At 38.3% G+C, this 14210-nt stretch carries 12 protein-coding genes and 1 pseudogene; 3 read left to right on the top strand and 10 right to left on the bottom strand.

The window, feature by feature from the left end:
* Positions 1-70 precede the first annotated feature (70 nt).
* Positions 71-2107, top strand: coding sequence for a methionine--tRNA ligase (metG, locus tag N4G44_RS06675; protein WP_474925399.1), 2037 nt, complete (start codon positions 71-73; stop codon positions 2105-2107).
* Positions 2108-2330: 223 nt separating this feature from the next.
* Here the strand turns inward: metG and N4G44_RS06670 are convergent, their stop codons facing one another.
* The 7 genes from N4G44_RS06670 to N4G44_RS06640 form a co-directional block, all read right to left on the bottom strand.
* Complete coding sequence (locus N4G44_RS06670; protein WP_474925396.1) at positions 2331-3035, bottom strand: class I SAM-dependent methyltransferase; 705 nt, start codon at positions 3033-3035, stop codon at positions 2331-2333.
* A 384-nt stretch (positions 3036-3419) separates the two neighbouring features.
* Complete coding sequence (locus N4G44_RS06665; RefSeq protein WP_474925393.1) at positions 3420-4148, bottom strand: siderophore-interacting protein; 729 nt, start codon at positions 4146-4148, stop codon at positions 3420-3422.
* 125 nt (positions 4149-4273) lie between these two features.
* A complete protein-coding gene (locus N4G44_RS06660; protein WP_474925390.1) occupies positions 4274-5866 on the bottom strand; it encodes an efflux MFS transporter permease in 1593 nt (530 codons plus the stop codon).
* Between the two features lie 199 nt (positions 5867-6065).
* Positions 6066-7178 (bottom strand): HlyD family secretion protein, encoded by a 1113-nt coding sequence (locus N4G44_RS06655; RefSeq protein ID WP_474925386.1) that lies wholly within the window; start codon positions 7176-7178, stop codon positions 6066-6068.
* A gap of 23 nt (positions 7179-7201) precedes the next feature.
* The gene (locus N4G44_RS06650) at positions 7202-8512 is read right to left on the bottom strand and encodes a TolC family protein (RefSeq protein WP_474925385.1); all 1311 of its coding nucleotides are present in this window, start codon (positions 8510-8512) and stop codon (positions 7202-7204) included.
* Between the two features lie 89 nt (positions 8513-8601).
* Positions 8602-9447 (bottom strand): helix-turn-helix domain-containing protein, encoded by an 846-nt coding sequence (locus N4G44_RS06645; RefSeq protein WP_474925383.1) that lies wholly within the window; start codon positions 9445-9447, stop codon positions 8602-8604.
* Positions 9448-9487: 40 nt separating this feature from the next.
* Positions 9488-10555 (bottom strand): DUF2891 domain-containing protein, encoded by a 1068-nt coding sequence (locus N4G44_RS06640; RefSeq protein ID WP_474925382.1) that lies wholly within the window; start codon positions 10553-10555, stop codon positions 9488-9490.
* A gap of 251 nt (positions 10556-10806) precedes the next feature.
* Here N4G44_RS06640 and N4G44_RS06635 point away from each other — a divergent pair.
* Positions 10807-11699, top strand: a pseudogene (locus N4G44_RS06635) (DUF4349 domain-containing protein).
* Between the two features lie 68 nt (positions 11700-11767).
* On the opposite strand, the gene N4G44_RS06630 reads toward N4G44_RS06635, so the two are convergent.
* The gene (locus N4G44_RS06630; protein WP_474925380.1) at positions 11768-12145 is read right to left on the bottom strand and encodes a hypothetical protein; all 378 of its coding nucleotides are present in this window, start codon (positions 12143-12145) and stop codon (positions 11768-11770) included.
* Between the two features lie 241 nt (positions 12146-12386).
* On the opposite strand from N4G44_RS06630, the gene N4G44_RS06625 reads away from it, so the two are divergent.
* Positions 12387-12764: a GxxExxY protein gene (locus N4G44_RS06625; RefSeq protein ID WP_474925378.1), complete on the top strand. Its 378-nt coding sequence runs from the start codon at positions 12387-12389 to the stop codon at positions 12762-12764.
* A 241-nt stretch (positions 12765-13005) separates the two neighbouring features.
* Here the strand turns inward: N4G44_RS06625 and N4G44_RS06620 are convergent, their stop codons facing one another.
* Together N4G44_RS06620 and N4G44_RS06615 are read right to left on the bottom strand one after the other, a co-directional pair.
* Positions 13006-13704, bottom strand: a complete 699-nt coding sequence (locus tag N4G44_RS06620; protein ID WP_474925377.1) for an SAM-dependent methyltransferase — start codon at positions 13702-13704, stop codon at positions 13006-13008.
* A gap of 1 nt (position 13705) precedes the next feature.
* Positions 13706-14209, bottom strand: coding sequence for a Cif family virulence factor (locus N4G44_RS06615; protein ID WP_474925376.1), 504 nt, complete (start codon positions 14207-14209; stop codon positions 13706-13708).
* Position 14210: the final 1 nt, after the last annotated feature.

Here is a 14210-nt window from a genome sequence, read left to right as displayed (position 1 = left end):
ACTTATTATAACCGAATATTAGGCGGTTTCATGAGATAATCATTATCTTTGCAGTTAAACTTTACTATAAATGTCAAACAGAAAGATGATTACGGCAGCTTTGCCTTATGCAAACGGCCCGGTTCATATAGGACATTTGGCAGGTGTATATATTCCTGCGGATGTCTACGCAAGATTTCAGAGAAGATTGGGAAAAGATGTAGCGTTTATCTGCGGGTCGGATGAGCACGGAATTCCTATTACCATCAGAGCTAAAAAAGAAGGAGTAACGCCTCAGGATATCGTAGACAAGTATCATGAGATTATCAAAAAATCTTTTTCAGATCTGGGGATCTCTTTTGATGAGTATTCCAGAACAACGTCTAAAAAACATTACGAAACCAGCCAGGATTTCTTTAAAGTCCTTTATGAAAAAGGAAAATTTACGGAAGAGGTTTCTGAGCAGTATTTTGATGAGCAGGCAGGAGAATTCCTGGCAGACCGCTATATTGTTGGTACCTGTCCGAACTGTGGTAATGAGAATGCCTACGGAGACCAGTGCGAAAAATGTGGTTCTACCCTATCACCTTCAGAGCTGATCAATCCGAAATCCATGCTGAGCGGAAACGTTCCTGTTCTTAAAGAAACCAAGAACTGGTATCTTCCTTTAAATGAATATGAAGATTTTTTAAATGAATGGATCATTGAAGGTCATAAAGACGACTGGAAGCCGAACGTATACGGACAGGTTAAATCATGGTTAAATGACGGCCTGAAACCACGTGCCATGACCAGAGATCTGAACTGGGGAGTTCCGGTGCCGCTTCCTAATGCTGAAGGAAAAGTGCTTTATGTGTGGTTCGATGCACCTATCGGGTATATTTCTTTTACAAAAGAATGGGCAGAGAAAAACGGTAAGGACTGGAAAGATTACTGGCAAAATGAAAACACCGATCTGGTTCACTTTATCGGTAAGGATAATATTGTATTCCACTGTATTATTTTCCCATCAATGATGAAGGCTCACGGCGATTACATTATGCCGAAAAATGTTCCTGCTTTTGAATTCCTGAACCTTGAGAACGATAAGATCTCAACTTCAAGAAACTGGGCGGTATGGGCTCATGAATATGTTGAAGAATTCCCGGGACAGCAGGATGTTTTAAGATATGCACTTTTATCGTCTGCTCCTGAAACAAAGGATAATAATTTTACATGGAAAGATTTCCAGACTAAGAATAATTCTGAATTAGTAGGAATTTTCGGAAACTTTATCAATAGAGTTGCTGTACTGATCCATAAATATTATGATGGTATTGTTCCTCAGGGAGATGTGAATAGTCCTGAATTAAAAGAAATCAGCAAAGCTGCTAAAGAAATTTCGGGATTCCTTGAAAATTATGAATTCAGAAATGCTTTAACTGCTTTAATGAATCTTGCCCGCTTCGGAAATCAGTACCTTCAGACTGAGGAACCTTGGAAAACCATTAAAGACAGTCCTGAAAAAGCAGCACAATCATTATTTGTAGGAGCTCAGCTGGCTGTTGCTCTGGCACAGTTATGCGAACCTTTCATGCCTTTCAGCTCTGAAAAGCTTTTAACAATGTTCAATGCTGAACAGGTAAACTGGAATGATGTTGAAACCCAATCTGTTTTAATCGAAACAGGTCACAAGATCAATGAAGCGTCTCTTCTTTTCTCAAAAATTGAAGATAGCGTAATCGAAGCCCAGATTGAGAAGCTTGAGCAGACCAAACAAAACAATAAAAAAACAAACCCTAACGCCAAGCCTATGAAAGAAGAGATTTCTTTTGATGATTTTGCTAAAATAGACCTTAGAACAGCTACGATTTTGGAAGCTGAAAAAGTAGAAAAAGCAGATAAACTACTGAAATTCAAGGTAGATACGGGAGTAGATATCAGAACTGTGGTTTCAGGTGTGGCAGAAAGCTTCACACCCGAAGAACTGATCGGAAAACAGGTAATGATCCTGTTGAATCTGGCACCAAGAAAGATCAGAGGAATTGAATCTCAGGGAATGTTCTTATTAACAACAAAACCGGACGGAAAACTATCGTTCGTAACACCGGACGACACTAATGTAGAAAACGGTATTGAGATAGGATAATCTATTTTTTAAGATAAAGTAAAAGACACATGAGAATCATGTGTCTTTTTATTTTCACCGTCATTGCAAGCAAAGCGAAGACTTCTCTAAAGCATTTAAACTTAACGATCTTAAAAGCTTAATTCAAACCTTAATGTTTCAAAGATAAAACCATTAAGAAAGAGTTTAGTGATTAAGAATATTAAGAAATGGCTTCGCTTTGCTCGCAATGACATTTAAGCTGTTATTTTTTAGTGAGTTTTGCAAGATAAGAATCTTCGTCCTGCATTACCTTTTCAATTTTAAAGCCATTATTCTCTGCAGCGTTCTTCAAAGTGGTAAAATCGAGATACAGCCATTTAATAGGCTCTTCAGATTCTCCTTTATAATGAACTACATAATCAAGTTCACCATAATAACCTCCGGCAGGAATATAAATGCCGCCATCGTCATCGCGGTCGAACATATAGAGAATATCGGTACTATCGATCAGAATTTGTCCGTTATCATTCAGTAAAGAATGGAGTTTTTTAAGGTAAATATCAATTTTTTCCAGGCTTTGAAAGATTCCCGTTCCGTTCATCAGGAGCAGGATGGTATCAAAAGTTTCCCCTGAGAAATCCAGCATATTTTCGCATATTGCTTTTTTGATTCCTCTAAGTTGGCAGACTTCAATAGATTTTGGTGAAATATCCAGTGCCCACACATCAAGATTTTTTTCATACTGGAGATATAAAGCATGGGAACCTGCTCCTGCACCGATGTCCAGAGTTTTTCCCTGTGCCAGATCCAGTGCTTTCTTTTCAATATCATTCATCTCTTCAAATTCCCTGAAAAGATAATCTACCGGAAGTTCATCCAGTTCCGAAATTGAAGTTTCCGTTTGCAGATCCTCAGGATTTTCGTTGTGAAAATAATCCCAGATTGCTTTGCCCATTAAATCTTTCATTGTTGTCTTTAAAAGCTGCAAAGATAGGAGTTTCCGGGCGAAAGGTCAAGAGGTGCGGGATCGGGTTTCGAGTTGCGTGATTCGTGATTCGGGGTGTGAGATGCGGGGTGTGAGTTGCGTAAAAGTTATTACCATTTATCTTATGACAATTATAACAGGATTCACCATCCACTTGCAAAGCAAATTCACGATCACTTAATATCTGATTAAAAACTAAATTTCACAACCTTCATTAAAACTGTAACAAACCCGAAACACCAAGCCACGCAACTCGAAACCCGCAACCCGAAACTCAAATCCTCTACCCCATCGAATCCTTTTCCTTATGCCTATCCTTTTCCGATTCATTTTCCGCAACACCGGCTTTCCAGTATGAATAGGCATTCAGTTCTTTTGCCAACCAGTTTTTTCTTTTCTGAGATAGGTGCGGATTTCTTTAACGCTTGAAAATTCTGCGGCAATATATCCGAATTTAGTGGTTTCCGGAATAGCAATACTTTTTACCGTATCAGCCATTTCACTGCTGATATGAGGGGTTGCATTATGAAGCCATATGAACTCAATATCAGCTTTGGTTTTTAAGGATTGTTCATCTTCTTTTCCGTGAACTTCAATAATGCAGACTCCTTTTGCAGTCTCAGGAAGTGTTTCCAGCATGGCACCCAGAACAGGAATTGCTGTAGCATCCCCGGCAAAAAGGTACCATTCAGCTCCCGGATACAATTCCTTGGGTTCTGTCCGCATCATAATGCCCAATTTAGCGCCAGCTTCAGAATTTCTTGCCCATTTTGATGCAGGGCCGCCATCTCCATGGTCTACAAAATCAATGATCAGTATATTTTTCTCAGGATCAAGGCCCCTGTGGGTATAGGTTCTGACCGCAGGCGCTATTTCCTTTGGCGGATAAATCCATTGCCGGTTTTCATCCAGGGTGGGAAAATGAACCTCATCCAGACCCGTTGGAGGAATGGCAATTTTATTATTATCACCAACGGTAGTGTTTTTAAACAAATGAGCCTCGGGTGAATATAGATAAACCCTGATATAATGGTCAGTAATATATTCTTTTCGTATCATTTCGGCAACAATCCGGCCTGTTGAGATCCTCGACATCTATTTTAATTTTTAATTCTTACAAATTTAATTTTATTTTGTCTAAATAAAAACAATTGTATTGAAAAAAGTAAAGCCCCACTACAAAATATAGCAGAGCTTTACCAGTGAAAAACAAGGTATCTTTAAACTGCAGGTCCTGCAGCGTCTTTTACTTCTTCTAATAGTTTTTTTCTTTCCCGAAGTCTTCTTCTTGCAATGACAGATTTACCACCAAGAACTCTTACAAATCTGAAATATTGAAAACGTTTGGCTCCAAAGTGATGGGTAGCAACATAAATCAGTACCCCGAATCCCACCAAAATAATATACCCAAAAATCTTTTTGGTCGCAATGATAATGGCATTCAGCTGAAGTATTTTCATATTAGACGCCAAAGTTTGAGGAGTGACCGTCATTCCATCAATATAAACCGCAAGATCCCCCACTGCAGTCACCTGAAAACGATACTGGAACCAGGAATACAGTGTTGAAAAAATTCCAACGGCAAGGAAAGTCCTCCAAACCAGTACCAGTCCGATCGCAGCAAGCATTTCATCCATTTCAAGCTTATCCAGGGTATAAAACCAAACAGATATAAACAGGGAACACATTCCGAAGCCTTTTAAAAACATCGGCAGATACCAGTTGTCATAGCTGAATTCCAGTACCATAGAAAAGTACATAATAATAGCGTATCCGACCATGGCTGCAAAACCGGAAAAAATATACATTTTCAAAGGCTTTTCTTTTTTGAACCAAAATATAGCAATCACTCCGGCTAAGATAATTCCGGGAATCATCAGTAGGCTCAGTCTGGTATTGGTCAGCTGATTGTATCCCAGTACTCCTACCGCAAAAGTATTCTGAATGGAAGCTGTTCCTAAAAACATTCCCAACCAAAACAGCATAAACAAACCGTGCTGTACATTATTTTTTGTAAAAATCCTGAATGAAAGATACGGCCGTTTTAAGGTTAGCTGACGGATAGAAAGCAGGGCAAAACTCACAAAAGCAGCAATACTTGCATTTAAAATATTCCTGGAATTGAACCAGTCCTGCTGCCTTCCAAACGAATATACATACGCTGAAAACATAAAGGTTGAAATGAAAAGTATAATACTTAACCAATCAATATAATGCAGGGGAACTTTTAAAGCAAAATATTTATCATGCATAAAAATCCAATGGATCAATGCTAAAATAAAGCATAAAACGGCTGTAAACAGATAAAACTGCTGCCAGTTGTAAAGAAGGGCAAATTCTGCGGCATAATAGGTAGCCACCTGATTCATTACCAAAACGAATGTATAAAATGCGCCGTAAAATATTCCACGGTTTCCGATCATGGCCATCAGCGGCAGAAACAGCTCTATGGTAACCATCATCTTCATAAAACCAATCACTAAAGCTGTAAATACGAAAATCATAGGCTGTAAAGTAGTTCCGTTTACGTAGCTAAGCAAACCTAAAAGGACCAGAAGCAAAACCATCTTGTCTCTTACCTTGAATCTCATTTTGAATCTGAGAACTACAGGCATACAGGCTCCCATGCCAATAGTAGTCGCATAATTAGCCCACATGAAATATTCTGTCATGGCGCCGGTACCACTTACCAGAGAACTGATATTCCCGGTATACACCCCACCGATAGGCATTACCACTGCAAGCAGCAATACAATCAGCAGCAGCTGCACGGGTTTGGGCACCCAGTCATGATATAATCCTTTGTTGTACATTTTTATTAGATATTAAGTTAGAGGATGGAAGCTGGAAGATGGAGGATAGAAGTTTCTCTTTGTTAGTCTACTTCTATAATTCCAAATAAGTAATGATATACTATTTGAAAGATCATCAATTAGAGAAAAGCCGGAAGTTTTTTCTTCCCCATCAACTTCCATCTTCTGGCTCCCGGCTTCCATTATAAAATCTTCAATCCTAATTAATATTCACATTCATATTCATTCCCGCGCTCAGCTTATCCAGATCTTCTTTTCTGTTGGAAGCACTGAATTCTATTCTTACAGGAATTCTCTGCTGAACCTTGATAAAGTTACCGGTGGAATTATCTGTAGGAACACTGGAATATCTTGAACCCGTTGCAGCAGAAATTGCTGTCACTACCCCCTCAAATTTCTTTCCTCCCAAAGCATCGGCAGTCATCGTTATTTTCTCTCCGATTTTAATATTCGGCATCTGGCTTTCCAAAAAGTTAGCCGTTACCCATTTCTGCCCGTTAAGAACGATTGTTGCAACCTGCTGTCCCGGTTGGATCAGCTGCCCTTCAGAAATTGTTCTGCGGCCCATTATCCCGTCATACGGAGCTGTAATGACCGTATAAGAAAGATTGATTTTTGCCATATCCAATGCCGATTTCGTTCTTTTGATCTCAGCATCATTAATTCCCAGCTTGCTTTTAACTTCAGTTGTGGAAAGGTTTGCCGACTGTTTTTGGTTAACCAGTGTCTCATACGCCGCTTTCTGGGCATCATATTCAGTTTTGATCTGGTCGTACTGTTGTCTGGTAACAGCTTCTGCGGCAAGAAGGTTTTTATACCTGTTTAAATTCTGCTCGGCATTCCACAATCTTGCTTTTGCCCCTGCGATATTGGATTCCATTACACTAACGTTATTGGAAACTGTATTCACGGATGAGCTTGTTGCCGATCTCTGAGCCAAAGCATTCTGATAAGCAGCTTCTGCCTGACCCAATTGGGTTAATAATTCATTTTTGTCAAGAATAACCAATGTATCTCCTTTTTTAACGTGCTGGTGTTCGATGAATTTTATTTCTTTGATATAAGCCGAAACTCTTGTATTGATCGGATTGATAAATTCCTCCACTTGGGCCGCTTCCGTGTAGGTTTTGTCCCCGATGTGAAAATATTCGCGGACCAGCCAGAAAAGCCCGAATCCTATCAGCAGAAATACCACAATATTGGAAATGATAGCCCTGATCTTATTTTTTTTGTTCTGTTTCTTTTTCACTGCAGCTCCTGACTGTGCGGGAGCGGCCTGAGTATTTTGAGTGGTTTGTTCCTTGTTTTCCATTATCTTGATTTTCAGTTTTAAAATTAAAGTGTTCCCGCAGCCTTCAGCAGGTTATAATATTGGTATAATACATTAATTTCTGCGTTGGCAAAATCCAGCTCAGCCTGAAGCTTCTGGTTCTGGGCATCAATCATTTCAGCCTGTACGGCTAACTGGTTTAAATATTTAGCTTCGGTGATCTTGTAGTTTTCCTCTGCCAGTCTTTTAGAATCATTCAGAATGTCTGCCTGCTGGATAGATTCCTGGTATTTTACATAGGCTGCATTCACTGCCATGTCCACGTTCTGCTGTACCAGGGTTACGGCATCTCCTGCCTGTGTTTTCTGCAATTCACCAAGCTTTACCTTTTCTTTTGTTTTGTATAAATTATCAATATTATAGCTCAAAGAAACGCCTGCCTGCCAACCTCCGGAGTACATATCCAGAACCGGGTTTCTTGTTGTGATAGGACGTTGCAGAGTATATCCTCCAAAGCCGGAAAGTGTCGGTAACTGATCTGTTTTAATGATTTCTATATTTTTATCAGCTACATCAATGTTTTTCTTTGCTGATTTCAGCTGCGGGTTGCTGTTATGAGCAAGATCCATATAGTAATCTATTCCGATTCCCGATTCTTTATTCTCTAAGCTTTCCACAGGAACAATTTCTGTCCCGGAAGGAAGCCCTAAAGCAATATTTAAATTATAATTAAGGATTTTTTTATTGTTACCCAAGGTTAGGATTCCCTGATCAAGGTTTTTAATGGCCAGTTCTCCCCGGATCACTTCATTACGGGTCACCATTCCCTGCTGATAAAACTTCTGAATATTTTTCAGGCGTTCCTGAGCAAGCTTTTTATTATTCTGAAAAACGGTTTCCTGATTGAATATCTTATAGACATCGAGATAATTGGAAATTACAAGAAATTTTACATCCTGTTTGTTTTTTTCCAGGTCAAGCTCAGAAAGCTGCTCACGAAGTCCGGCCATTTCGATGGACTTATTCACCAGACCTCCTTTGAAAATTAGCTGGGTTGCCTGTACAGCATATGAGCTTCCGTAGTGAGGCATCGGAATATTGGTCGAATTTGAAAAATCTTTGTCAATTGCTACGGCATCCCCTAGATAAAACTGGCTTGTAGAAGCTGTAATATTGGGAAGCTTTTGAAGTTTTACAACGTTGGTATTTTGTTTTGCGATGTCAATATTCTGTGCAGCTACCTTTAACTGCTGGTGGTTTTTCACTGCCAGATCAGCAGCTTCACCTGCAGTCATTTCTTTAATCTGCTGAGAAAAAAACAGCGCAGGGAATACACCTATCATGAATGACAGTGCTGTTTTTATGTTATTTATCATTTTACCTTGTTTTACGAAGGCAAAGTTACGGCAGCAAAAAAGTCAATCAAATGTTTGAATTTTGGAAAAAGATGTTCAAATGTAAGATTTTAGTTTTCGAACTGATGTCTGTACTGTCTGGGGCTTATTTCAAGATGTTTTTTGAAAAAGTGGGAAAATGCGTATTGATCACTAAAACCAAGAATTGATGAAATTTCCGAAACCGGCTTATTGGAAGAGTTTAAAAGCACTTTTGCCTCATTCATTACGATTAAAGCAATAATCTGGCTGGCAGATTTCCCGGTAATGGATTTCACAACCGAAGAAAGATGTCTGGTTGTAATGGATTGGCGTTCGGCATAAAACTCAACGGTTCTTTCTGTGAGATGATGTTCTGCAAGGTCTGTAAGAAATACAAAAACAATTTCTTCCTGCCTGGACATCTGGTTCATAGAATTGGTATCTTCCTTAGAAATAATTCCCGCCATCTGATAGCAGAAAACGGAGAAAAGATGCTCTACCATTTCTTTTTTATACAGCATTTCCGTATCTGAATCAAGGATAAATTTCAAAAAATTCACGCTTTTCCATACCACCTCCATTTCATTTTCAGGAAAAGGAACGCCTTTATTCATCTGCTGACGGAAATAGCGGTAGGTAATCAGCCTGTTAAATTTAAGAGACAAAGCAGAAATAAACTCTCTTTTGTAAGAAACCATTCTTGACTGGAAGTCCCCGCTTACGGAAACCATTTCATAAATAGTCTGCGGATCGGTAACCATAAACATATTGGCAGAAAGCTCCAGATCGCTGAAATGCTGGCGGAGCTTTATAGTCCCTGATTTAATAAAAATAAAAGCAGGATTATCCGGACGGAAGGGTTTATCCGCAGAAATTCTCTCGAAAATATTGTGCTGGGTAAAAATCTCAACACCGAATTTTTCTAAGGCTGACATAAAGACAAATGTAGCCAATATATTCCGTGCTTACAATCTTTTAGTCTTCCAGGGAATAAACGGCAAAACTTGCCAGCCAGTGATCTCCGCCATAATTCCCCTGAAATAAAAGAGGAAGTCCGTTCGCTAAGAATACGTCAGCCGTTTTCTTAAAAGCCTTTTTTAAAGGATGCCCATTGGGAAGTGCTTTTGATATTCCTTTCATGCACCATGCTTTGGAAAACGACAATCCTACGAGGTGAACGGTTTGATAGTCGCTAAGATCACTTACCACAGGGATTTTTTCAATATTTTCCAGGCTTCTTTTTTCATAGAAGCTGTTTAGCCAAAGCACAAATTCCTTTTGAGGAAGAACTCTTCTCATGAGATCGGCAATTTCAAGGCTTGGCGAAAAGAAATCCGACCCGTCTGGTTCCAGGTAGGCCGGGGTTTTCTGGTCTTTCCCATAAAAATATTTTGCCTTTTCTTTCAGCTGGGTCTCAAATTCTTTGTCATTATTGGCAACCGCCCAATCAATCGCGAAGGCAAGTCCAAATGCAGTATTCGGATGGACACCGGTTCTGTTCGGATAGGTTTGCTTCGGAAGGTAAGCCTTCCATGATTTTAAGATCTGCCCGGTAAGCGGTTTTAAATTCTCGTGCCAGATTTTAGCTTTCGGATGGTTCCAGGTAGTCAGTTCTTCGTCAAGTTTTAGCAGCCAGGCCCAGCCATATGTTCTTTCAAAGGTGGCTGTCAGCTCATATTTGGTAAAATAGTCGGCTTCAGCCTGTAAATTTTCTTTGCTTAATGAATGGTCAAGAATCTTTTCAAGGTCTTTTGCATTGGCCAGATCCGGCTTTGTCTTCAGCAGCCTTACCAGCATCCAATGTCCGTGAACAGAACTGTGCCAGTCGAAACAGCCATAAAAGCTTGGATGCAGGTCTTTAGGAGTTAAAGTAACTTCGCCTGCGTTGTTGATGATGTGTGCCGTTTTATTGGGATATTCCTGGTTGATGCAATGAAGTGGTTTTTCCAATAACTTAACTGCCATTTCATCAGTCAGCTTAGGGACTTCCTGTGCATAGATCAGAAACGGAGAAAATACGAATGCTAAAAGACTTTTTTTCATTCATTAAAAATAAAAAATAATTTAGATTTTCAATTGGCTTTTACCAATCTCAATGAATTTTATAAAAATAAAGTTTTTTAAACTTTACAAAACACAAAGTCACAAAAGCTTTATTTTAAAACTTAGGTCTTTTTTTGATGTATAAAGTTTAATTCTAAAAAATTTAAGCGATTAAATCTTTTTTGTGTGTGAATTTGAAATAAAATAAATATTTAAGCATAATTTTTGATAAGTTCATTTAAAAAAATACCATGAAAAAGACATTTCTGCTTTTATTCATAACTCTTTTAATGTTGGGATGTAAGAAATCTGAACTGGAATCCGTAAACTCTTCTCCGGCTGTGGCCGCATATGATGTAGAAGCCCCACCACCCCCAAAAGAAGTTCAACAAATAGCTCCTCCCAATGCAATTTCTGAAAAGCTCCTTCCTGATGAAGATCAATCCTCTCAATCTCCTGTAGCACCGAAGAAAATAGATACTATCTCCCAAAAGATCATTAAAAATGGCAACATGAAAATCCAGGTCGGAGATATAAAAAAAGCCCAGACTCAGGTCGGAGAAATTCTAAAGAAAAACAATGCTTACATTCAAAATGAGCAGTTTCAGAATACTGATATGGATGATAATCTGGAGCTGGTTATCCGTGTTCCTCATAAGAATTTTGATGCGTTGGTCAATTCATTTTCTGACGGAGTCGGCTCTGTACTGTCCAAAAACATCTCCTCTGATGACGTGACGGAAGAATACACCAATGTTTCGATCAAACTGGCCAATAAAAAAATCTATCTGGAAAAGTACCGGGATATGCTTAAAAAGCTTCTACCACTAAAGATATGATCGAGATTCAGGAGACGATCCGTGAACTGGAAGATGAAATTGATGTAGCGGAAGGTAAGCTTCGGTTTATCGATGACCGGGTGAAGTACAGCACCCTGAATTTAAGCTTATATAAAGAAAAAGTGAGAAGTTCTTCAACTTCAAAAATTGGTTTCGGAAGCCGCTTTGCCGATTCTGTGACTGAAGGATGGAACAGCTTTGTGAGTTTTCTATTGGGAATTATTTCATTCTGGCCGTTCCTGCTGATCATTCCTATTATTATCTTTTTATGGAGAAAGTGGAAAGCTGGCAGAACAAAAAAATAAATCTGTTTTTCATATAAAAATCCGGATACCATTACTGATATCCGGATTTTTATTGCATTATCAATAATCTAAGCATTGAAATATTCTTTAACTGTTTCAAGAACCTGCTCATCCGACATTTTCTGTGCCGTATCCAATGTTATTTTAAGGTTTTTGAACTGAGCTATATCATGAAGATAGTTTTTGAGCTCTTCCTGAATGGTTCCCGGACCTGTAATATACACTTCCTGGGAATTGGTAAGAAGATGCTCCACTTCTTTGAAGAATTTCACTCTATTGGTACGTTCTGCATTGTTCGATGCATTTTCACTTGAGTTTCCATGCTGTATTTCTGCTTTTACAGGACTACAAAGGAAAAATTTGAATGCATTCTGAGCATCGTGATTCTTTACTACAATTGCTTTTTCTGAATCGATCCAGATTCCTGCTAATTTCTTGTCTGACATAATCTATTTTTTGGTGTTATACTTAGTATAAAACAAGAATGGTGCAAAGGGAACGTTAAGGGCTGTTAAATGTTTTTTGGGGAAAGGTTAAGTTGAAAATGAGAGTATTTATTTAATTCTCGCAGATTTGGCAGATTGCGCAGATTTTTATGGTTGTTAAGTAGTTATAACAGTTAAAAAAAATAAATTCTGTATTGAGTCATTTAAAATATTAAATTGGAGGAATATAAAACACAAATAAATGGACGAAAACGAGATTTCTTATATGGTAAGAAAATGTATCTTCAATGTATACAACAAACTGGGGCCAGGCCTTTTAGAAATTGTTTATCAGAAAATTCTTATCTACGAATTACAGGAGAATGGGCTTGACGTAAAAGCTGAATCTGCCATTCCAATCGTTTATGATGGTAAAGAGTTTGACTTTAATTTTAGAATAGACATTCTGGTTGAGGATAAGGTAATCCTGGAACTTAAATCAGTGAAAAATTTAGAAGATATTCATTTTAAACAGTTGGCAACTTATCTGAAGCTTTCGAATAAGAAGTTGGGATTGCTTATTAACTTTAATACTACCAATATTTTAGATGGAATAAAAAGGGTGGCTAATAATTTATAAAATAATCTCTCGCAGATTGTGCAGATTGTGCAGATGTTTATGCCTATTTTGATTTTATAATTATGGATAAAACATGCTCAATAATACTCTTATATTTTAACAAATAAAAGCATAACTATAACGCAAACATCTGCGCAATCTGCCAAATCTGCGAGAAGAAAAAAGAATCCCAATCAACAATACTACACCATAAATCAAATTCATAGTATAGAGATTGCTTCACCTATGGTTCGCAATGACATTATTTTCCCAGTACGAAGACCGCAGGAATTTTGTGAAGCTCCGGCTTTGCTTTTTTCCAGTCATTAATGGTTTTTGTCAGGATAAATTCGTGCTCCGGATCGTTGATATTGGCAGCAATACACAGTTTGGTATTGGGAGAAAGAAATTTCGTAAGGTCTTCAAAAAGCGGATTGTTTCTGTATGGAGTTTCCATAAAAATCTGGGAATAGCCGGTCTGCTGAACCAGACTTTCCAAACGCTGGATCTGTTTCTTTTTTTCACCTTTATCTATCGGTAAATACCCATGAAAAGTGAATTCCTGACCATTGAAACCGCTTGAAATCAAGGCAAGGATGATGGATGATGGCCCTGAAACAGGAATCACCCTGATATTTTTCTCATGGCACCATTTCACGATCAGGTTTCCGGGATCTGCAATGCACGGAAGACCGGCTTCAGAAAGAAGACCGAAATCCTGTCCCTGCAGCATCAAGCTCTGAGCTTCCTTAATATCGGCATTTTCTGTGTATTTGTCTAATAAAAACAATTTCAGATCAGCCTGCTTTTTTTCAGGGGCGAAGAATTTAATAACCTTTCTGGCAGTTTTTTCATTTTCAACAAAAAAATAGTCCGTCTGCATGATATAATCTTTCAGAACGGGCGAAAAGTGAGTGATAGAAGTATTTTCTGATAAATAGGCTGGGAGTAAAAAAAGCATTTTATTGTTTTTTAGTTCTTTCTTTTAGTGAAGGCTGAGGGAAATATTCATAAAGATCCATAGAAAAAGTGACTGAAGTAATTTTCCATTTTCCGTGGATCTTCATCAGAGTCCATATTTCTTTACCCCAATTTTCCATTTTCCCGTCGTACCAGAAACTGTAGTCAAAGTTGGCAGAGGCTATAGCTCCATCTTCAATGATTTTGATATTGTCGAATTTTTCTTCAGATTTATTATCCTTAAAGCTTCTGATAAAGGCTTTATAATCATCTGAAAAATAGTATTCCGCTTTAGGATTTTTCTCCAGACGTTTGGCCTGGGTTCTGTCGTTATAAATTCCGGTCCAGAGTACAGGTTCCTGAAATAAAGATATAAATCTGGCTTCATCCCTGGTTTTGATGCATTGCATAAATTCTTCCATTATTTTCCGGATTTCAGTTTCATCCCGGGTTTGGGCAACAGAAAAATTAAAGCTTAAGAGAAGGGCAAGAATCAATGTTTTCATA

Source organism: Chryseobacterium sp. GTID13 (assembly GCF_056172655.1).
This window is presented reverse-complemented; position numbering and strand designations above follow the sequence as displayed.